Genomic DNA, 20,610 nt, shown 5'->3' with positions numbered 1-20,610 from the left:
GGTGACCGGGGAACCGGTCGCGTGGAAACTCCGGTGACGCTAGCCGGATGCCGGAAGCGTACGGGCGGCCCGGTGACCGGGCGGAACACTTCGGATACTCACGGGTAATCGCCAGATTACTCAACTTCGGTGCGTGACGGTGCGGGCGCGGACAGGTCTCGATGGATATGCTGCGCAAATGAGTCGATGGAAGTTCGTCGGCCGCACCGATGAACTCAACCGCCTGCTGGCAGCGGTGACCGGCGAAGCCGGCCGAGGGCTCTTCTTCAGCGGCAGCGCCGGCATCGGCAAGAGCCGCCTGCTGCGCGAGGGCGTCGCCACACTGCCCAGCGACAGGTACGCCATCTGGTCCATCGCGGCGAGCGCCACCACCGCGGCGTTGCCGTTCGGCGGGCTGGTGCAGGTCCTGCCCGCCGAGCAGCCACAGGGCCTCTCCCCCGCCGGCATCCTCCGCTGGGCGCTGGACGTGCTGCAACAACAGGCCGCCGGCCGCCGGATCGTGCTGGCCATCGACGACGCGCACCTGCTCGATCCGCCGTCCGCGGCCCTGGTGCACCTGGTCGCGCGTACGGACAACGCCACAGTGGTCGGCACCCTGCGCGACGGCGAGCAGATCCCCCTGCCGATCCGCGCACTGTGGACCGACGACCTGGTCGAACACGTCGAGCTGACGCCGATGCCACCGGCGGAGACCGCCGGGCTGCTCGCGGAGATCCTGGGCGGCCCGGTCGACGCCGGCTCCGCCGACCGGCTCGGCCGACTCTCCTCGGGCAACCCGCTGCTGCTGCGCGAACTGGTGCACGCCGCCACCGGCAGCGAGGAGCTCAAGCGCACCTACGGGATCTGGAAGTGGACCGGACGACTGGAGCTGGCACCCAACCTGACCGACCTGATCGACACCCGGGTCGGGCAGCTCACCGACGGCGTGCGCGCGGTCGGCGAGCTGGTCGCCTTCGGTGAACCCCTCGGCCTGCACCTGCTCAACCAGGTCGCCGACCAGGCGGACGTGGAGATGGCCGAGGAACGCGGACTGATCACCGTGGTGCAGCACGACCGGCGGACCAACGTCCGGCTGGCCCACCCGCTCTACGGCGAGGTGCTGCGCCGCCGCTGCCCGGTCAGCCGGACCCGGCGGCTCCAGGCCCGCCTCGCCGAGCTGCTGGAGCAGGTCGGCAAGCGCCGCCGCGACGACCTCCTGCGGGTGGCGGTCTGGCGCCTCGACTCCGGCACCGCACAGGACCCGGCCCTGCTGGTGGACGCCGCGGTGCAGGCGTTCACCCGCTACGACGTACCGCTGGCGACCCGGCTGGCCCGCGCCGCGCTGGACGCCGACGGCGGTTCGGACGCCGCCGAACTGCTGGCCACCATCCTGATGTTCGCCGACCGGCCGAACGAGGCCATCGACGTCCTCGACGCGGTCACTCCCGAACCCGGCGACGAGCGGCGGCTCTGCCGTTGGCTGACGGTCCGCGGGATGGTCAGCTACTGGGGGCTGAGCCAGGAGTCCACCGTGGAGGAGATCGCGAGCCGGGCGGCGCGGATCAGCGACTCCGCCGACCGCACCCGGGTGCACGCCTTCGAGGCGATCATGCGCCTGCACCGGCTGGACACGACCGCCGCCGTACGGCTGAGCCAACGCGTCCTGGACCGGCCGGCGGCCGGCGTCGCCGCCCGCGAGCTGGCCCGCTCCACGATCGCGTACGTCCAGGCCGCGCAGGGCGACCTGACCCGCAGCGGCGCGGCGATCGCCCAGGTGCACTCCGCGGCGGCCAGTTGGCGCACCGACATGCCGTACCTGCAACTGGCGCTGGAGCTGGCCCGGGGCACCCGGCTCATGCTCACCGGCGACCTGGCCGGGATCGACGCGATCGTGGCCGACGAGTTCGCCGACCTCGCGGGCGCCGGTGACTTCCGGCTCGGCACCGGCTACCTGGCCATCCTCCAGGCGTACGCGGCACGCCTGCGCGGGCAGAGCGACGCGGCGATGCGCACGTCGCTCGGCGCCTGCGCGGTGCTGGCCACCAGCCGCGTCTACGCCGGGCTGGCCCAGGCCGAACGGGCCCAGTCGGCGGCGCTGCGCGGCGACGCGACGCAGGCCGCCGCCGCGATGGCCGAGGCGGACCGTACCCACGCGCCGGGCATGGCGGTGCTCTACCCGTGGCTGGAGCAGGCCCGTGGCGCGACGCTGGCCGCCTCGGGCGACCTGCCGGGCGCCGTCAAACACCTCGGCGACCTGGTGGACCGGCTGCGCGCGGACGACTTCGCCGGGCACGAGGTGCACGTCCTGCACGACCTGGTACGGCTGGACCAGGCGTCGATGGCGGTCGGTCCCACCTGCTCGGACGGCGGCCGGCGTACCGTCGCGCAACGCCTCGCCGAACTCTCCGAGCGGGTCGACGGGGCGCTGCCGCCGCTGCTGGCCCGGCATGCCCGCGCCGCCGCGACCGACTCGACCACCGACCTGCTCGCGGTCGCCGACGACTACGCCGCGCTGGAGCTGACCGTGTTCGCCGCCGAGGCCACCGCCCAGGCCGTGCAGCGGCTGCGCCGGCAGCAGCCGGCCGCGGCCAACGACGCCCGGGAGCGGCTGGCGGGCCTGCTCGGCCGGTGTGACCTGATCCGTACGCCGGCGCTGAACGCCGGGGTGCCGGTGCTCACCGACCGGGAGTGGCAGGTGGCCCGCCTCGCCGCGCACGGCGCGCCCAGCCGGGCCATCGCCGAACGGCTCTACCTCTCGGCGCGCACGGTGGAGAACCACCTCCAGCGGATCTACACCAAGCTCGGCGTGACCGGCCGGGCCGAGCTGTGGGCGGCGCTGCGCTCGATCCCGGGCCACGAGGGCGGCGACGACGGCTGAACCTTAGGCTGGGGCGGTGAGCACCCTCCGCCCCGCGCTGCTGACCGACCACTACGAGCTGACCATGGTCAGCGCGGCACTGAAGGACGGCACCGCCGACCGCCGTTGCGTCTTCGAGGTCTTCACCCGTCGACTGCCGTCCGGCCGCCGCTACGGCGTGGTCGCCGGCACGGCCCGGCTGATCGAGCTGATCCGCGACTTCCGCTTCGACGAGGCGGAGATCGACTTCCTGCGCCGGACCGGTGTGGTCGACGACGCGGCGGCGGCCTGGCTGGCCGACTACCGCTTCACCGGCGACATCGACGGGTACGCCGAGGGTGAGCTGTTCTTCCCCGGCTCGCCGATCCTGACCGTCTCCGGCGGCTTCGCCGAGTGTGTGGTGCTGGAGACGCTGGCGCTCTCGGTGCTCAACCACGACAGCGCCGTGGCCGCCGCGGCAGCCCGGATGGTGACCGCGGCGCGGGGTCGGGCGCTGATCGAGATGGGGTCGCGTCGGGCCCACGAGGAGGCCGCGGTGGCCGCGGCGCGGGCCGCGTACCTGGCCGGGTTCCGGTTCACCTCCAACCTGGCGGCGGGCGCGCGCTACGGCATCCCCACGGCGGGTACGGCCGCGCACGCGTTCACGCTGCTGCACGACGACGAGCGGGCCGCGTTCGCGTCGCAGGTGGCCACGCTGGGCAAGGACACCACGCTGCTCGTCGACACGTACGACATCAGCCAGGGCATCCGCAACGCGATCGCGGTGGCCGGGCCGGAGCTGCGGGCGGTCCGCATCGACTCGGGTGACCTGGCGGTCATCGCCCAGCAGTCACGGGAGTTGCTGGACTCGCTGGGCGCCACCGAGACCAAGATCATCGTCTCGGGCGACCTCGACGAGTACTCGATCGCCGCGCTGGCCGCCGAACCGGTGGACATGTACGGCGCGGGCACGGCCGTCGTCACCGGCTCCGGGGCACCGACGGCCGGGCTGGTCTACAAGCTCGTGGAGGTCGAGGGCCGGCCGGTGGTGAAGCGGTCCGAGCACAAGGCGACCATCGGTGGCCGGAAGGTGGCCGTACGCCGGCACAAGCCGACCGGCACCGCCACCGACGAGATCATCGTCCCGCAGGGCGTACCGGACCGGCAGCCCAACGACCGGCTGCTCCAGCGCTCGTTCGTGGTCGACGGCGAGCAGGTGGCGCTGCCCACCCTCGATCAGTCCCGGGAGCACCTGCGCGAATGCCTGATCTCCATCCCGTGGGAGGGGCTGAAGCTCTCCGCCGGCGACCCGGCCGTACCGGTCACCGTCGTACCCGCCAGCTGACCCGACCGAGAGGGAGACCCGATGGCCAACGCGCTGATCATCGTGGACGTGCAGAACGACTTCTGCGAGGGCGGCTCACTGGCCGTCGGGGGTGGTGCGGGCGTGGCCGCCGGCATCTCCCGCCTGCTCGCCGCCGAGCCGGACCGGTGGTCGCACGTGGTCGCCACCAAGGACTACCACGTCGACCCGGGCGCGCACTTCGGCGATCCGCCGGATTTCGTGGACTCCTGGCCCCGGCACTGTGTGGTGGGGACCACCGGCTCGGAGTTCCACCCCGATCTGGACACGGCCCGGGTTGAGGCGATCTTCCACAAGGGCGAGCACGCCGCGGCGTACTCCGGGTTCGAGGGGCACGCCGACGACGGCGAGTGCCTGGCCGACTGGCTGCGCCGGCACGACGTGGACCGGGTCGACCTGGTGGGGATCGCCACCGACCACTGCGTACGGGCGACCGCGCTGGACGCCGCCCGGGAGGGCTTCACGACCACCGTGTTGCTGGACCTGACGGCGGCCGTCGCCCCGGACACCACCGACGTGGCCCTACGCGCGATGGACGGCGCCGGCGTGACCCTGAGCGGGGAGCCTGTGATCAGGGCCGCATGAGGCGGTAATTGGTTGGCCTTCGGGCCGCCGCCGGTCGAGGATGTCGCCGGAGGTACGGACCGACGTGAACATGAAGCCTTACCGGACAGCGCTCGCCCTGCCCGGCCTGCGGCCGTTGCTGCTGGTCGCCGTCCTCGCCCGCATCCCGCTCACCGCGACCGGTGTGACGTTGACCTTCCACGTGGTGCTCGACCTCGACCGGGGCTACGGGGCTGCCGGCCTGGTCGGTGCGGCCGTCACCGTGGGGGCGGCGATCGGCGGACCGCTGCTCGGCCGGCTGGTGGACCGGCGTGGTCTACGTCCGGTTCTGGTGCTCACCGCAATCGCCGAGGCGCTCTTCTGGTCTACCGCGCCCACGCTGCCGTACCCCGTGCTGCTGCCGACCGCGTTCGTGGCCGGCTCCCTGGCTCTGCCCATCTTCTCGGTGGTCCGACAGTCGATCGCCGCGCTGGTCCCGGAGGACCAACGCCGCCCGGCGTACGCGCTGGACTCGATGTCGGTGGAGCTGTCCTTCATGATCGGCCCGGCGTTGGCGGTGGCGCTGGTCACCGCGATCTCCGCCCAGACCACCATGTACCTGGTCGGCGGGGGCATCGTCGCCGCCGGTATCGCCCTGTGGGTGGTCAACCCGCCGATCCGTGGCGCCACCGAACCCGCCGGCCCGCCGCGCCGGGTCCCGCGCCGGGAGTGGCTGACCCCGCGACTGCTCGCCGTGCTGGCGCTCAGCAGCGCCGCGACCCTGGTGCTCGGCGGCACCGACGTGGCGGTGGTCGCCGTCCTCCGCGCCAGCGGAGAGGTCGGCTGGACGGGTGCGGTGCTGGCCATCTGGGCGGTCGCGTCGCTGGCCGGCGGTTTCGCCTACGGGGCCGTGCACCGCTCGTTCTCGCCGCTGGTCCTCACCGCCGCGCTTGCCGTGTGCACCATCCCGGTGGGGCTGGGCGGCGCGCACTGGTGGCTGCTCTGCCTGGCGCTGATCCCGGCCGGAGCGCTCTGCGCGCCGACAATCGCGGCCTCCTCGGACGCGGTCAGCCGGCTCGTCCCGGCCGAGGTACGCGGCGAGGCGATGGGCCTGCACGGTTCCGCCGTCACCGTCGGCATCGCGGTCGGCGCCCCGCTCGCCGGTGCCGTGATCGACGCCAGCGCGCCGCTGTGGGGCTTCGTGGTGACCGGTGCGCTCGGCGCGCTCGTCACCCTCGTGGTGCTCCCGATCGAGCTGCGTCGCCGCCGCAACGACGCCGGGCCGACCCTGCCGGCGCCCACCGAGACGGACCTCGTCACCGCCACCCGCTGAGGCGAGCCCGCGCACCGACCGCCGGGCCGCCTCGTCGACCTCGCCCGGTCGGCCGGCGCAGCGCCCACGTACGGACAGGCGAGCCCACGCACCGACCAGCGGGCCCACGTGGCGACAGGCGAGTCCACGGGCCGACCGGCGGGCCACACGGCAAGCGGCGGGCCCAAACACCGGCAGGCAGGCCCACACGGCGGGCGACGGGCCCTAACACGGCCGGGCGGGCCCACACGGCAAGCGGGCACCCGCGCGCCGAGGTGGGCTCACGGACGGAGGTGGGGTCGCCGCAGCGCCGCTCCAGCGCGGTGACGGCTGTCCCGGCTGGCCACTGGAGGCTCGCACGCTCATGAGCGACATACCTGTGAGTCATAAATATGCCGCACAGGTATATCGCTCGTCAGCACGCTTGCCTCCGCAGCCCGGCCGCGAAGCTGAGCTGCCAGGCCAGCGAGCCGCGGGCCATCGAGCCAGCCGTGCCACCGAGCCAGCAAGCTGCGGCTGCGGCTGCGGGCTGAACCGAGCAGGGCAGGGCAGGCCGAGCAGGGCAGGGCGCAAGCAGGGCGAGTAGGGCCGCCCGGACATGGCGACGGGCGCCGCTCCCGGTGTCCCGGGGGGGCGGCGCCCGTCGTACGGAGCGGTCGAGCGTCAGTGCCGGTCGACGTCGCTGGCGGTGTCCTCGCGGTAGCTGGCCCCGCCGTCCGACTCGCTGGTGAGCGGCTTGGCGCCACCCTCCGGCGGGCCGGCCACGCTCTGGCCGGCGGCCAGCTCGGGGAACTTCGCGTCGAACGCCGGCCGCTCGGAGCGGATGCGGGGCATCCGGTCGAAGTTGCGCAGCGGGGGCGGGCTGCTGGTCGCCCACTCCAGCGAGTTGCCGTGGCCCCACGGGTCGTTGACCTCGACCACCGGGCCGGTCTTGTACGACTTCCAGCAGTTCCAGATGAACGGCAGCGTCGAGATACCCGTGATGAACGCGCCGATCGTGGAGATCGTGTTCAGCGTGGTGAAGCCGTCGCTGGGCAGGTAGTCGGCGTACCGGCGGGGCATGCCCTCGTTGCCGAGCCAGTGCTGCACAAGGAACGTGGTGTGGAAGCCGATCATGGTGAGCCAGAAGTGAATCTTGCCCAGCCGCTCGTCGAGCATCCGGCCGAACATCTTCGGGAACCAGAAGTAGATGCCCGCGAACACCGCGAACACGATGGTGCCGAAGAGCACGTAGTGGAAGTGCGCCACCACGAAGTACGAGTCCGAAACGTGGAAGTCGATCGGCGGGCTGGCCAGCAGCACACCGGTGAGACCACCGAAGAGGAAGGTGACCAGGAAGCCGACCGCCCAGAGCATGGGCGTCTCGAAGCTGATCTGGCCCCGCCACATGGTGCCGATCCAGTTGAAGAACTTCATACCGGTCGGCACGGCGATCAGGTAGCTCAGGAAGCTGAAGAACGGCAGCAGCACCTGACCCGTGGCGAACATGTGGTGCGCCCAGACGCTCATGGAGAGCGCGGCGATCGCGACGGTCGCGGCGACCAGACCCTTGTAGCCGAAGATCGGCTTGCGGGAGAAGACCGGGATGACCTCGCTGATGATGCCGAAGAACGGCAGCGCGACGATGTAGACCTCAGGGTGACCGAAGAACCAGAAGAGGTGCTGCCAGAGCATCGGCCCGCCGGTGGCGGGGTCGTACACGTGGGCACCGAGGATGCGGTCCGCGGCGAGCGCGAACAGCGCGGCGGCCAGCAGCGGGAAGACCAGGATCACCAGGAGGCTGGTGACCAGGATGTTCCACGTGAAGATCGGCATCCGGAACATGGTCATGCCGGGCGCGCGCAGGGTCAGCACCGTGGTGATCATGTTCACGGCGCCGAGGATGGTGCCCAGGCCGGAGATGGCCAGACCCATGATCCACATGTTGGCGCCGACACCGGGCGAGTGCTCGACGCTGCTCAGCGGCGCGTACGCGAACCAGCCGAAGTCGGCGGCCCCGCCCGGGGTGATGAAACCGGCGGTCGCCATCGTGCCGCCGAACAGGTACAGCCAGTAGGCGAAGCTGTTCAGGCGGGGGAAGGAAACGTCGGGTGCGCCGATCTGGATCGGCACGATGTAGTTCGCGAAGGCGAACACGATCGGCGTCGCGAAGAACAGCAACATGATCGTGCCGTGCATCGTGAAGAGCTGGTTGTACTGCTCCGGCGACAGGAACTGAAGCCCCGGTCGAGCCAGCTCAGCACGCATGACCAGGGCCATCAGGCCACCGATCATGAAGAACACGAACGCGGTGACCATGTACATGATCCCGATTTGCTTCGCGTCCGTGGTACGCAGCAGCCGCGCGATGGCCGACCCCTTGACCGGCTCCCGGACCGGCCAGGGCCGGGTCACGACCGGCTTGGGTGCGACGGTGGTCACGAGTGGCCTCCGGTTCTCGGTTGTCCCGCTCGGCACACGCTGGTTATCGGCGGGCCGTCATCCGCAAGGAGGATAGTCCCCGGCAGGTCGCAGCGCCGCGTGGGGTGGCGTGACACGATCTACAACGGGTCTACAGCGGGCCGAGCAGGAGCCGGTAGTGCTCCCCGAAGATGCGGCCGCCCCGTCCGCGCAACAGCGGGTCGCGCAGCGCCGGCGGCACGTCCCGGGTCCGGTTGCGGTCCCTGGTCCGGTCCCGCACCCATCGGGTACGCGGGCGACGACGACTCTCGTACGCCACGAGCGCCGCGTCCACGCCACCCGCGGCGCGCAGCGACTCGGCCAGCACCACGGCGTCCTCAAGTGCCATGGCCGCGCCCTGGGACAGGGTCGGCGCGGTGGCGTGCGCGGCGTCACCGACGAGCAGCACCCGACCCCGGTACCAGCGACCCAGTTCCACCTCGTCGGTGATCCCGACGTGCACGGCGTCGAGCGTGGCCAGCACCTCGGGCACCGGCCCCCGGTAGTCGCCGAAGAGCTCCCGCAGCCGCGCGAGCGGATCGGTGGGGGCCTCGGTGCCGGCCTCGTCGGCGTAGAGGTGCAGCCGCCCCGCGCCGATCGGCACCATGAGGAACCCGGAGCGCTGACCGAGCAGGGCGGTCCACTCGGTGACCGGTGGGCCGTCGCGCAGCACGGCCCGGTAGACCACCTGCCCGACCGGGCGGGGTGGCCCGCCGAGCGCGGCCAGGGCGCGGACCGAGGAACGCGGACCGTCGGCTCCGATGACCAGGTCGTACTCGGTGGTGGGGCCGTCGGTGAAGGTGACGCCGACCGCGCCCGGGAGCAGGTCCAGGGTGCGGACCTCCGCGCCGTGGCGCACCGCGCCGCCGGCGCCGCTGAGCAGCACGCGGTGCAGGTCGGCCCGGGGCAGTGCCCGGCACTCCCCGACGCCGGCCCACAGGGTGTCGAGGTCGACCTCGCAGAGCGGAGCGCCGGCGGCGTCGAAGAACCGCTGCCGGCGGATCACCTGCCCGAGGGGGCGGACCGGATCGTGCAGGTCCAGCTGGCGAAGCGCGCGGGCGGCGTTCCCCGGCAGGTAGAGGCCGGTCTCGGTGGACTCGCCCGGTGGGAGCTTCTCGGTGACGTCGGGCCGGAAGCCCGCCATGCGCAGCGCCCGGGCGACCGCCAGGCCGGCGATGCCCGCGCCGACGACGAGGATGCGCAGGGGGGAGCCACCCATGGTGGTGTACGCCTCCGGAGGGGGAACGGCACGCGTTGGAGGCAACACGCTACTCGGAGCTATCGGCGCACACCAGGGCCGATCGGACCGGCCGGCGACGCTCGTCGGCGCGTCCCGGTCGCTCAGCTGGCGGTCCGGCGACAACCGTCCGGCGGGGGCGTGGGAATCCTCACAATTCACCAGTTTGACCCGCCCGGTTGCGCAACAGTTTCAGGCATGTAAATGTGTCGTTGAGCGTGGGAGCGCTCCCGCATCACCCCGCCCCCATCCCGGCGCCCGGGCACGCGCCGCAGTCAAGGAGCGTCATGAAACGTCCACTTCGGGCCTTGGTCGCCACCGGTCTGCTGCTCGCAGGCTCGCTGGTCGCCGTGGCTCTCGGCGGGACCGCGTCCGCCGACACCCAAATCTGCGAGCAGTACGGCTCGGCCGTCATCCAGGGCCGGTACGTGGTGCAGAACAACCGCTGGGGCACCAGTGCCCAGCAGTGCATCAACGTCACCAGCAACGGCTTCGAGATCACCACCCTGAACGGCAGCAGCCCCACCAACGGCGCGCCCACGGCGTACCCCTCGGTGTTCTTCGGTTGTCACTACACCAACTGCTCCCCCGGCACGAACCTGCCGATCCAGGTGAGCCAGATCAGCAGCGCCACCAGCAGCATCTCCTACCGGTACGTCAGCGGCGCCACCTACAACGCGTCGTACGACATCTGGCTGGACCCGTCGCCCAAGCGGGACGGGGTCAACCAGATGGAGATCATGATCTGGCTCAACCGGCAGGGCCCGATCCAGCCCATCGGCTCGGTCGTCGGCACCACCAACCTCGCGGGCCGGACCTGGGAGGTGTGGCGGGGCAGCAACGGCTCCAACAACGTCATCTCCTACGTCGCGCCGTCGGCGATCTCCAGCCTGAACTTCAGCGTGCTGGACTTCATCAACGACGTCCGCAATCGCGGCGCGATCACCAACTCCTGGTACCTGACGAGCATCCAGGCCGGCTTCGAGCCCTGGCAGGGTGGCGTCGGCCTGGCGGTTACCTCGTTCTCGGCGAACGTCAACGGTGGCGGCAACCCCACCACTCCGCCGCCGACGACCCCGCCGCCCGGTGGTGGCGCGGGCTGCGCGGTGAAGTACACGGCGAACTCGTGGAACAACGGCTTCACCGCAGACGTGCAGATCACCAACACCGGCTCCAGCGCGCTGAACGGCTGGACGCTCACCTACAGCCTGCCCGGCGGGCAGCAGGTCACCAGCGCCTGGAACGCCACGGTGAGCCAGAGCGGTTCCACGGTGACCGCCCGCAACGTCAGCCACAACGGTTCGATCGCGCCCGGCGGCACGGCCAGCTTCGGCTACCAGGGGACGTTGAGCGGGGCGTACTCGTCGCCGACCAGCTTCTCGCTCAACGGGGCGACCTGCTCCCGCGCCTGAGCGGGCTCGACACTGACGGTGGGGGCGTGACCATCCCGGTCACGCCCCCACCGCCGTCGCGTCGTGGTCAGACGCGGGTGAGGCGTACGGCGTCGGCGATGATCAGGCCGCTGGCGTTGCTCCAGCGGCTCACCGCCACCCGGTTGGCGTCGCCGGCCGGCAGGGTGAACGTGCCGAGGACCCGCCACTGCCCGCCGGTGGCCCGTTGGTCGACGGGCACCGTCCGGTTGCCGGTGGTGGTGGCGACGATGTACGGCGTGGCGCTGTTGTAGCCGCTGTTCGCGGGCCACCACGCCTCGACCCGGTAGTTGCCGGTGGCCGGCACGTTGAACTTGTACCAGGCCGGGTCGCTGGCCGCGACCGGGTCGGCGTACCGGTAGTCGGCCCCGTACCGCTGGCTGGAGAACGTCGAGACGCCCCAGTTGGCGCTGGCGGTGAACCGACCGGCGGTGGTGTTGTCCACGGTGGACGACCAGGCTGTGCCCCCGCCGGCCATCTTCGCCGCGACGTCGGCCCGCATCACGTTCAGGTCGATGAACGACGGGTCGATCTTGCCGGAGGTGCTCGTCTCCCGGTGCCCCCGGGCGTAGCTGCTGTCCCGGCCGAGGCGGGTGAGCACGGCGGCGGTGGCGGCGATCGAGGCGTTGTACTGCGCGGCGGTCATCTCCTGGTTGACGCCGTTGTAGTCGATCTCCCACCCGATCATCAGGGTGTTGCCGTCCCCGGCCGGGATCGGCCCACTGCCGCCGCTGGTCCCGGCGTGGTTGCAGCGCCCGGCGGAGATGACGTGGAAGACGCCGTTGTAGTCGACGAGCGCCTGGCACAGCGGCCCGGCCAGGTCGGAGCGCCCGTTGATGCAGATGCCGAGCGCCGGGTGCGGGTTGCTGGCGCTCGAGGTCGCCGCGGTGTGGTGCCAGAGCACCCCGATGGGGTCGAAGGAACCGGGCCGCATCCGGTTGAGCCAGTCGCCCTCGACGACGACCTGGACCCCGGCGCCGCGCAGCACGTCCACCAGCCAAGGAATCGTCGCCATCAGGCGTCCTGGAGCAGGTCGGCGAGGCACTCGGCCTTCGGCGCGGCGCTCGCCGCCCCGGGTCGGGCGACGACTGTCAGTGCGGCGACCACCAGGGCGGGGATGCCGAGCACCCCTCGGCGGCGCAGACGGGTGGATGGTGACCGGGCCATGACGATCCTCCAGCTACGGCAGGGTTCGAACAGATCGACGAACGTGATGACGGGCACGGTATACCGTCACGAGCGTCGATGTCGATACCCTTCATCACCGAGTCTCGGGCTGAAGGAATTCGCCGGCTCAGACCTCGCCGAGCGCGTCGATGTCGCGCATCTCCTCCGCCGTCAACGAGAAGTGGAAGACGTCGAAGTTCGCGGTGATCCGCTCCGGGGTCACCGACTTCGGGATCACCACGATCTCGTGGTCGATGTGCCACCGCAGCACCACCTGCGCCGGAGAGACATTGTGCGCGGCGGCGATCCGGGTCAGCACCGGGTCACTCAGGTCGCTGGTCTTGAACGGGCTGTACCCCTCCAGCACCACACCCCGGTCCCGGTGCTCGGCGTGCCGCTGCCGGTCGTACAGCGACGGACTCCACCGGATCTGGTTGACCGCCGGATTCTCCTCGGTCGACTGGATCAGCTCGTCGATCTCCGCGGTTCTGTAGTTGCTCACCCCGACCGCCCGGACGAGGTTCTCGTCCCGGGCGGCGAGCAGCTCCCGCCACATCGGGATGCTGTCCCCCGGCGACGACGGCGGCCAGTGGATCAGCCACAGGTCCACCTGGTCGACACCGAGCGCCTCCAGGCTGGCCTCCAACGTCTGCCGTTCCCGGCCCACCCGGTCCGGTGGGAGCTTGGTGGTGATGAAGACGTCCTCGCGGCGCAGCCCACTCTCCCGTACCGCCCGCCCGACCTCCCGCTCGTTGCCGTACATGGTGGCGGTGTCGAGGTGCCGGTAGCCGGTGTCGAGCGCGGCAAGCGCGGCGTCGAAACCGGCCTGGCCGGTGGCCTGCCAGGTGCCGAAGCCGAGCAGGGGCATCCGCACGTCCCCCGGGAGCAGGGCGGTGGGCTGGTCGGTGAGGTCCATGAGGTCCGTTCTACCCCGCCACGCCCCCGCCCGCCGAGCGAACCGGACACTCCGGCATCCAGCGCGACGGTCCGGCTTGCCGGAGAATGCGGGTGTGACCGACCGGCTCCAGGAGTACCGGCGACGGCGGGACGCGGCCCGTACACCCGAGCCCGTCCCGTCCGAGACCCCCACGGCAGCCGACGGCGACGGCGACACAGCCCGCTTCGTCATCCAGCAGCACCATGCGCGCAGCCTGCACTGGGACCTGCGCCTGGAGCACGAGGGCGTGCTCGCGTCCTGGGCGGTGCCCCGCGGCCTGCCCCGCGATCCGGGTCGTAACCACCTCGCCGTGCACACCGAGGACCACCCGATGGAGTACCTCGACTTCGCCGGCGAGATCCCCGCGGGTGAGTACGGCGGCGGACGGATGCTCGTCCACGACCGGGGCACGTACCGGTGCGAGAAGTGGCGCGACGACGAGGTGATCGTGACGCTCTCCGGTGACCGCACGTCGGGCCGGTACGCGCTGTTCGCCACCGGCGGTCGGGACTGGATGGTGCGGCGGACCGATCCCGCCCCGCCCGGTTGGACGCCGATGCCCGAGCTGGTCCGTCCGATGCACGCCACGAACGCCGCCGGGCTCCCCCGCGACCGCGCCGAATGGGGGTACGAGCTGCGCTGGGACGGGGTACGGGCGATGGCGTACGTCTCCGGCGGGCGGTTGCGGCTGCTGTCCGAGACCGACGAGGAGATCACCGGCGGGTACCCGTGGCTGCGGGCGATGGCCGAGGCGCTGGCGCCCACCGAGGCGGTGCTCGACGGTGTGCTGGTCCGCATCGACGGCGCGGGCCGGGTCCGCCCGGTTCGCCCGGCCACCGGCGGCCGGGTGCCGGCCGGCGCCCAGTACCTGCTCGTCGACCTGCTCTGGCTGGAGGGCGTGAGCAGCGTCGACGTGCCGTACGCGCAACGGCGGGAACTGCTCGATGGGCTGGCCCTGGCCGGACCGCACTGGCAGACTCCGCCGTGGTTCCCGGGCGCGGGCGACGAGGCCCTGCGCGCCGGGCGGGAGCAGGGCCTGCCGGGCGTGGTCGCCAAGCGACTGGACTCGGTCTACGAGCCGGGGCGGCGCAGTCGACGCTGGCTGAACGTCGACGCGGTCTGACGCGAGGAGCGACGTGTACCTCACCCACCTGGACTGCCCGCGCTGCGGCAGCGAGCATCCCGCCGACGAGCTGCGCAACCTGTGCGGGTGCGGCTCGCCACTGCTGGCCCGTTACGACCTGCCGGCGGTGGCGAAGGCGGTCACCCCGGAACGGTTCCCGCTGCGTCCGGCCGACCTGTGGCGCTACCGGGAGCTGCTGCCGGTCGACGACCTGCGGCACGTCACCACGCTCGGCGAGGGCTGGACGCCGCTGCTGCGCGCCCCGGCGTACGGCGCCGAGATCGGCATCGCGGACCTGATGGTCAAGGACGAGGGGCTGATCCCGACCGGTTCGTTCAAGGCGCGGGGCGCGGCGGTCGGCGTGAGTCGGGCCCGCGAGCTGGGCGTCGAGCGGATCGCGATGCCCACCAACGGCAACGCAGGCTCGGCCTGGGCGACGTACGCGGCGCGGGCCGGGATGGGCGCGACGATCGTCATGCCGGTAGGGGCGCCGAGCATCTGCCGGCGCGAGTGCGTGGCCGCCGGCGCCGACCTGCGCCTGGTCGACGGGCTGATCGGCGACGCGGGCCGGCGGGTGGCCGAGCTGGTCGCGGAGTCCAACGGGGCCATCTTCGACGCCGGCACGCTGCGCGAGCCCTACCGGCTGGAGGGCAAGAAGACGATGGGGTACGAGATCGTCGAGCAGCTCGGCTGGCAGGTGCCCGACGTGATCATCTACCCGACGGGCGGCGGGGTCGGTCTGATCGGCATCCACAAGGCGCTGCACGAGCTGCGTGAGCTGGGTTGGATCGGTGACAAGCTGCCCCGGCTGGTGGCGGTGCAGTCGACCGGCTGCGCGCCGATCGTGCGGGCGTTCGCCGCCGGCGAGGACCGGGCGCAGCCGTGGGCGGACGCGCACACCGTGGCGTTCGGCATCACCGTGCCGGCGCCGCTGGGCGACGAGCTGATCCTGGCCGCGCTGCGGGAGTCCTCCGGCACGGCAGTCGCCGTGGACGACGCGGAGATCCTCGCCGACCTGCGGGACTTCGCCGGCCGCGAGGGGCTGCTGCTCTGCCCGGAGGGTGCGGCCTGCCTGACCGCGGCACGGCACCTGCGCGCCGGCGGCTGGATCCGCGCCGGCGAGCGGGTGGTGGTGCTCAACACCGGCGCGGGCCTGAAGTATCCGGACACCGTCGACGTGTCCGGCGTACCCATGATGGCCTGAGCAGGCGGGCGCCGCGCGGCGCCCGCCTGCCGGGCGGTCTACTGGTAGGTGATGTCGGACGGTGAGTAGAGGCAGTTGACGCCGTCGGCGCCCTCGCCGATCTCGGTGGGCTCGCTGCCCTTCGGCACGCCCTTGTACTTCACGCAGATGGAGGTCTCCCGGTCCGGGTCACCGACGATGGTGATGCGACTGAACCGGGCCGTGTCACCCCAGTTGGTGTTGATGCCCGCGATCGCGTCGGTGTTGCGGACGATCACGTTGTCGATCACCACGTGCCGCTGGTACGACGTGGAGCAGTTGCCGCAGGCACGGTAGAGCTTGCCGGCGTTCTCCACCCGGAAGTTCTTGATGTAGACGGTGCCCGAGCCGTTGTGCTGGAAGACCTTGTCACTGGCGGAGCGGGCGCCGCCGCCGTCGACGGTGTACGTGGTGCCGCCCCGGAAGGTGGCCGCGTCCTCGCCGACGTCCTCCCACCAGACGTTGATCAGGGTGCAGTTGCCCTCGCAGTGCACGCCGTCGCCGGCCGGCGCCCCGATGATGACGTTACGCAGGGTGGCGCCGGCGGCCAGCTCGAACATCGGGTCCTGGCTCTCGCTCTGCCCGCCGTCGCCGATGCCGTAGTAGCGCTTGAGGCCACCGTCGAACGTACCGGAGACCGCGATCGTGGCGTCCACCTTCTGGCTGCTGGTGGGTGTCGGCCAGCCGGCCGGCGGCGGGGTGGTGGTCGGCGGTGGCGTGGTGGGTAAAGGGGTGGTCGTCGGTGGTGGCGTGGTCGGGGTGCCGCCACCGGAGGAGTCGACAAGCACGTCGTCGAAGCCGCCGCTGGCGTACGCGGTGACCAGCCCGATCCGGCCGGCGCCGGCCAGGCTGTTGCTGCCGGACGCGATCTGGGTGCCGTTGACGTAGCCACGGATGGTGCTGCCGCTGGTCTCGATGCGCAGCGTGTACCAGGTGCCGGTGGTGACGCCGAGCGACGCGGAGCCGATCGCCGTGACGTTGCTGCCGTTCACCGCCTGGAGTTCGGCCCGGCCGGAGCCGAGCAGGGCCAGCCGGTACATCTTGGTGCTGCTGGTGGACCGGGCGGCGAGCCCGACCAGGGCGCTGGACGAGCCGAAGCTCGCCGGTCGGACCCGGGCCTGCACCGAGTAGTCGGTCCAGCTGGTCTGGCCGGCGAACTGCCGGGCCAGTTCGCTGCCGGCGTTGGACTGGTTGAGCACGCCCGAGCCGACCGTCCAGGTGCCACCGGACTTGGACCAGCCGGAGGTGTCGCCGTCGGTGAAGTCGTCGCTGAACACGGTGGCCGCGAGGGCCGAGGTCATGCCGGCCGTGAGGGCCGCAACGGTCACGCCGGCGCCCACCGCCAGCAGCAGTGGTCGTCGGCCGGGGAGTCGTCTCTTCTGCACAGGTGTCCTCCTTGACGCGTGTGGTGGCGATCCCCTGGGCCTCTGGGCCGGCACCGCGTGCCGGCATGACCTGGGATCGGTGTGCCCCCGTCGGATGCCCGGGCCCGAGGCGGGGTGAAGCGGGATCAAAGCCGTGGGAAAGGGCTTTCCCGCTCCTTCGAGGCTAGGACTGTCCAACTACCAGCGTCAATGCCTGGAGTTTGCAGGTCTGTTGCAGGATTGCGGCCGACCGCTCAGAAGCTGTCCGGCTCGGTCAACCGCCAGGCCGCGTTGATCAGCCCGATGTGGGACAGCGCCTGCGGCGTGTTGCCCAGATGCGCACCGGTGTCCAGGTCGACCTGCTCGCTGAACAAACCCACGTCGTTGGCGAAGCCGGCCACCCGCTCGAACAGCGCCTCGGCACGCGGCAGCTCACCCGCCATCACCAGACACTCCACGAGCCAGAACGAACACAGCAGGAACCCGGCCGGGTCGGTCGTCCAACGCCGCAGCAACCCGTCGTCGGTGCCCAGCTCCCGCTCCACCATGGCGATCGTCGACCGCATCCGTGGATCGGTCGCCGGCAGGATGTGCGTCACCGGCATGGCGAGCACCGAGGCGTCCAACTCGGCCGACCCGAACGCGCCGGTGAACGCCCCGATCCGGTCGTTCCACCCCTCCCGCAGCACCGTCTCGCGGATCTCGTCGCGTACCCCCGCCCAGCGGCGCGGGTCAGCCCGTTCGCCGAGCCGGTCGGCGAGGCCCACCGCCCGGTCCATCGCGAGCCAGCAGGACACCTTGGACGAGACGTAGTGCCGCTCCTCGTCCCGGGTCTCCCAGATGCCCCGGTCCGGCAGGTGCCAGGTCGCGGCCACCTGCTCGGTCAGGCCGAGCACCATCTCCCGCAGCTCGTCCTCGAACGTCGCGCCGAGGTAGTCGCGCAGCCGCCACACCGCCCCGAGCACCTCGCCCGGCACGTCGAGCTGCCGCTGCCGCCAGGCGTCGTTACCGACCCGGACCGGCTGGCTGCCGCGGTATCCGCGCAGGAGGTGGCAGTGGTGCTCGGAGAGGTCCCGTTCCCCCTCCACCCCGAAGAGCACCGGCACCGGTTCGTCGCCGAACCGGCCGATCGACCGGCTCGCCCACGCGAACAGCCGGGACGTCTCGTCGGGGCAGGCCGCCACCCAGAACGCCCGCATCGTCAACGAGAAGTCCCGCAGCCAGGAGTACCGGTAGTCGTAGTTGCGGTCGCCGCCGATCTCCTCCGGCAACGACGTGGTCAAGGCGGCGACCACCGCGCCACTGCGGGCGTACGTGAGACCGGTCAGCACCGTCGCGCTGTGCCGGACCAGCTCCGGGTACCGGCCGGAGTAGGTGTGCATCTCCCGGTACGCCTCCCAGGCCCGGGTCGTCTCCGCGAGGGAGGCCACGGGGTCCACCCGGGCGGGCGGCTCGCCGTACGCCCTGCCGAACGCCACACTCGTCCCGAGGACCTGCCCGGCGGAGACCTCGAACTCCTGGGTCACCCGGTCGGCGCCGGCCCGCAGCCGCAGGCCGTCGGCGCGCAGCAGCAACAGCACCGGGCCGGCGCCGGCCAGCACCCCGCCGTCCGGCTGCTCGTGCAGGTAGGGGGTGAGCAGGCCGTACTCCGGGCGGGGCGCGAAGTCGAGCGTCATCCGGACCCGCCCGGACAGCCCTTCGACCACCCGGATCAGCACCGCGGGCGAGTTCACGCCCATCTCGTGGGCGCGGGCGCCGACCTCCGCGGCGAGGGCGTCGGTGACCGCCACGCTGCCGCGCGGTGTGTGGTGCACCGTCCGCAGCACCAACGTGTCCGGCCGGTACGCGCGCTCGACCCGGTGGCCCGGCCCACCGGCACCGACCGGTGCCAGCAGGAAGTGCCCGGCGCCCGGGTCGAGCAGCCGCCCGAACACGGACGTCCCGTCGAACCGGTGCGGGCACCACCAGTCGACCGAGCCGTCCTTCCCGACCAGGGCGCCCGAACGCGAGTCCGAGAGGAATCCGTAGTCGGAGATCGGCTGCTGCTCCACCCGCCGCGGGTACCCCGATCGGCCCCGATCAGGCCGCCGCCCGGAGCGTCACTCGGTCGGCGGCTCGTCCTCACCGGCGGCCTCGGCCGCGTCGGCCTCCTCCTTGGTGTGGTGGACGGCCTGGTCGGCGTGCTCCGGCGGCCCGTAGACCGTGTACAGCACCAGCGGGTTGGGGCCGGTGTTGACGAAGTTGTGCTTCGTGCCCGCCGGCACCACGACCAGGTCGCCGGAGACGACCTCCCGCTTCTCGCCGGCCACCCGGGCCTCGCCGGTGCCGCTGACGAAGGTCAGGATCTGGTCGATGCCCTCGTGCACCTCCTCGCCGATCTCACCGCCCGCGGGGATGGTCATGATGACCAGCTGGGTGTTCGCACCGGTCCACAGCACCCGCCGGAAGTCGGGACTCTTCTCAGCGACAGTCGCGATCGTGAAATGCTCCATGCCGCGCTCATACCCCGTTCGGTGGCCCGCCACGCCGGGACTCGCAGATGGTGGAATTCCCCACGGTTGGCAGGTTTGAATCCGGGGCGACCGGGGATCGACAACACTGACCGGCGCTCGCGGCCGGTCGAGCCAGGTCCCCGCCGGCGTACCGCCGAACGGCTGCGGTGGTGGGAGACGGCCAGAGCGCGGCGACGTTCCGACAACTGTCGAAGCGGCGCCGCGCGCTCGTTTCAGGCCCGGCGGCTCAGCGGTGCAGCCAGGTGAGCAGGTCGGTCGGGGCCAGGGCCGCCGTCCGACTGTGGTAGCGGGCCAGCGCGGACGCGTCGAGCAGATCACGCCCCTGCCCCGAGCCGCCCTGCCGGAAGAACGCCCGCCGGTCGCGCAGCACGCCGAGCGAGTCCGGGGCGAGCTGGTCGGCGCGCTCGCGCATCCGACCGAACGTCGCCGCCTCCACCAGCTCCGGCCAGCGCCCGGCGGGCACCTCGATGCCCCACCGACCGGCGAGCCGCCGCATCTCGCCCTCCAGGTCGGCCAGCAGATCGTCGAAGTGCACCAGCTCGACGTTCGGCTCGTGCCGCCGGGCCCAGGCGTCGCCGAGGTGCCACAGCACGCCGGGGAGCGAATCCAACTCTTCGCGCGGATCCGTCTCCCGGTCGACCCAGCTCGCCAGCCACCGCTCGACCGGCAGGCGCTCCCGCGCCGGCCCGGCGGGCCGGCCGGTCAGCTCGGCCAGCCGCGTTCGGTCCAGGTTGCCGACCTGGTGGTAGAGGGAGACCGCCATGTCCAACGGGTGCCGTGCCACCACCACGTAGTGCACCCGGGGGTCCAGCGGCACGCCGTCCAGCGGGGTGTGCGTCTTGATGAAGCGCCGGTGCGGTTGCGCCGCCAACCGGCGGTACACCACGTCCCGTGGCTCGGCCAGCCAGTCCAACCAGGGAGACAGCTCGTTCAACGGCCCCGGCAGCTCGGCGGTGCCCAGCACCAGCAGGGCGCAGATCATCTGCATCCACGTCGTACCGCTCTTGGACCGGGTGCTGATCACGATGTCACCGGACCGGAACGGGAAGCCGGTCCACCGGCCGCTGTCCTCGTCCTCGGATCGGTAGCGATGGGGTGGAGTGGGCATCGCGCGATCGTAGTCGCCGACCCGACAGCCCGGCAGC

At 72.0% G+C, this 20,610-nt stretch carries 16 protein-coding genes; 7 read left to right on the top strand and 9 right to left on the bottom strand.

Annotated elements, in window-relative coordinates:
* The first annotated feature begins 178 nt into the window (after positions 1–178).
* The 4 genes from ABZS77_RS06480 to ABZS77_RS06465 are packed head-to-tail and all read left to right on the top strand — an operon-like array spanning position 179 to position 6,054.
* Complete coding sequence (locus tag ABZS77_RS06480) at positions 179–2,857, top strand: LuxR C-terminal-related transcriptional regulator (RefSeq protein WP_354818198.1); 2,679 nt, start codon at positions 179–181, stop codon at positions 2,855–2,857.
* 16 nt (positions 2,858–2,873) lie between these two features.
* Entirely contained in the window at positions 2,874–4,160 is a 1,287-nt protein-coding gene (locus ABZS77_RS06475) for a nicotinate phosphoribosyltransferase (RefSeq protein WP_354818195.1), read from the top strand.
* A gap of 21 nt (positions 4,161–4,181) precedes the next feature.
* On the top strand, positions 4,182–4,763 hold the full coding sequence (locus ABZS77_RS06470) for an isochorismatase family protein (RefSeq protein ID WP_354818192.1): 582 nt from the start codon (positions 4,182–4,184) through the stop codon (positions 4,761–4,763).
* A 40-nt stretch (positions 4,764–4,803) separates the two neighbouring features.
* A complete protein-coding gene (locus tag ABZS77_RS06465; RefSeq protein WP_354818189.1) occupies positions 4,804–6,054 on the top strand; it encodes an MFS transporter in 1,251 nt (416 codons plus the stop codon).
* A gap of 642 nt (positions 6,055–6,696) precedes the next feature.
* On the opposite strand, the gene ctaD is transcribed toward ABZS77_RS06465, so the two are convergent.
* Both ctaD and ABZS77_RS06455 read right to left on the bottom strand, forming a co-directional pair.
* Positions 6,697–8,454, bottom strand: coding sequence for a cytochrome c oxidase subunit I (gene ctaD / locus ABZS77_RS06460; RefSeq protein WP_354818186.1), 1,758 nt, complete (start codon positions 8,452–8,454; stop codon positions 6,697–6,699).
* A 130-nt stretch (positions 8,455–8,584) separates the two neighbouring features.
* Positions 8,585–9,691, bottom strand: a complete 1,107-nt coding sequence (locus ABZS77_RS06455) for an FAD-dependent monooxygenase (RefSeq protein ID WP_354818183.1) — start codon at positions 9,689–9,691, stop codon at positions 8,585–8,587.
* 305 nt (positions 9,692–9,996) lie between these two features.
* Between ABZS77_RS06455 and ABZS77_RS06450 the strand changes: the two genes are divergently transcribed.
* Positions 9,997–11,121, top strand: coding sequence for a cellulose binding domain-containing protein (locus tag ABZS77_RS06450; RefSeq protein WP_354818180.1), 1,125 nt, complete (start codon positions 9,997–9,999; stop codon positions 11,119–11,121).
* A gap of 67 nt (positions 11,122–11,188) precedes the next feature.
* Here the strand turns inward: ABZS77_RS06450 and ABZS77_RS06445 are convergent, their stop codons facing one another.
* From ABZS77_RS06445 to ABZS77_RS06435, 3 genes are all read right to left on the bottom strand, one after another.
* Positions 11,189–12,154, bottom strand: a complete 966-nt coding sequence (locus ABZS77_RS06445) for an N-acetylmuramoyl-L-alanine amidase (RefSeq protein ID WP_354818177.1) — start codon at positions 12,152–12,154, stop codon at positions 11,189–11,191.
* The gene (locus tag ABZS77_RS06440) at positions 12,154–12,306 is read right to left on the bottom strand and encodes a hypothetical protein (protein WP_354818174.1); all 153 of its coding nucleotides are present in this window, start codon (positions 12,304–12,306) and stop codon (positions 12,154–12,156) included. The genes ABZS77_RS06445 and ABZS77_RS06440 overlap by 1 nt, the downstream gene beginning before the upstream one ends.
* Positions 12,307–12,433: 127 nt before the next feature.
* Entirely contained in the window at positions 12,434–13,222 is a 789-nt protein-coding gene (locus ABZS77_RS06435) for an aldo/keto reductase (RefSeq protein ID WP_354818171.1), read from the bottom strand.
* A 94-nt stretch (positions 13,223–13,316) separates the two neighbouring features.
* Between ABZS77_RS06435 and ABZS77_RS06430 the strand changes: the two genes are divergently transcribed.
* Positions 13,317–14,366, top strand: coding sequence for a DNA polymerase ligase N-terminal domain-containing protein (locus tag ABZS77_RS06430; RefSeq protein WP_354818168.1), 1,050 nt, complete (start codon positions 13,317–13,319; stop codon positions 14,364–14,366).
* A 13-nt stretch (positions 14,367–14,379) separates the two neighbouring features.
* On the top strand, positions 14,380–15,570 hold the full coding sequence (locus ABZS77_RS06425; RefSeq protein WP_354818165.1) for a threonine synthase: 1,191 nt from the start codon (positions 14,380–14,382) through the stop codon (positions 15,568–15,570).
* Positions 15,571–15,608: 38 nt separating this feature from the next.
* Here ABZS77_RS06425 and ABZS77_RS06420 read toward each other — a convergent pair whose 3' ends face one another.
* The 4 genes from ABZS77_RS06420 to ABZS77_RS06405 all read right to left on the bottom strand — a co-directional run bounded on the left by ABZS77_RS06420 (position 15,609) and on the right by ABZS77_RS06405 (position 20,573).
* Positions 15,609–16,973 carry a pectate lyase gene (locus tag ABZS77_RS06420; RefSeq protein ID WP_354818162.1) on the bottom strand — a complete coding sequence of 455 codons (1,365 nt, stop codon included), beginning with the start codon at positions 16,971–16,973 and terminating at the stop codon, positions 15,609–15,611.
* Between the two features lie 233 nt (positions 16,974–17,206).
* A complete protein-coding gene (locus ABZS77_RS06415) occupies positions 17,207–19,003 on the bottom strand; it encodes a glycoside hydrolase family 15 protein (protein ID WP_354818159.1) in 1,797 nt (598 codons plus the stop codon).
* Positions 19,004–19,051: 48 nt separating this feature from the next.
* Positions 19,052–19,444 carry a cupin domain-containing protein gene (locus ABZS77_RS06410; RefSeq protein WP_354818156.1) on the bottom strand — a complete coding sequence of 131 codons (393 nt, stop codon included), beginning with the start codon at positions 19,442–19,444 and terminating at the stop codon, positions 19,052–19,054.
* A 247-nt stretch (positions 19,445–19,691) separates the two neighbouring features.
* Entirely contained in the window at positions 19,692–20,573 is an 882-nt protein-coding gene (locus tag ABZS77_RS06405; protein ID WP_354818153.1) for a sulfotransferase domain-containing protein, read from the bottom strand.
* Positions 20,574–20,610 lie beyond the last annotated feature (37 nt).

Origin of the sequence: Micromonospora sp. NPDC005298, assembly GCF_040607375.1 — a bacterium.
Lineage (GTDB): Bacteria > Actinomycetota > Actinomycetes > Mycobacteriales > Micromonosporaceae > Micromonospora.
The sequence above is the reverse complement of the archived record's forward strand: the minus strand, read 5'-3'. Positions and strand labels throughout refer to the sequence as shown.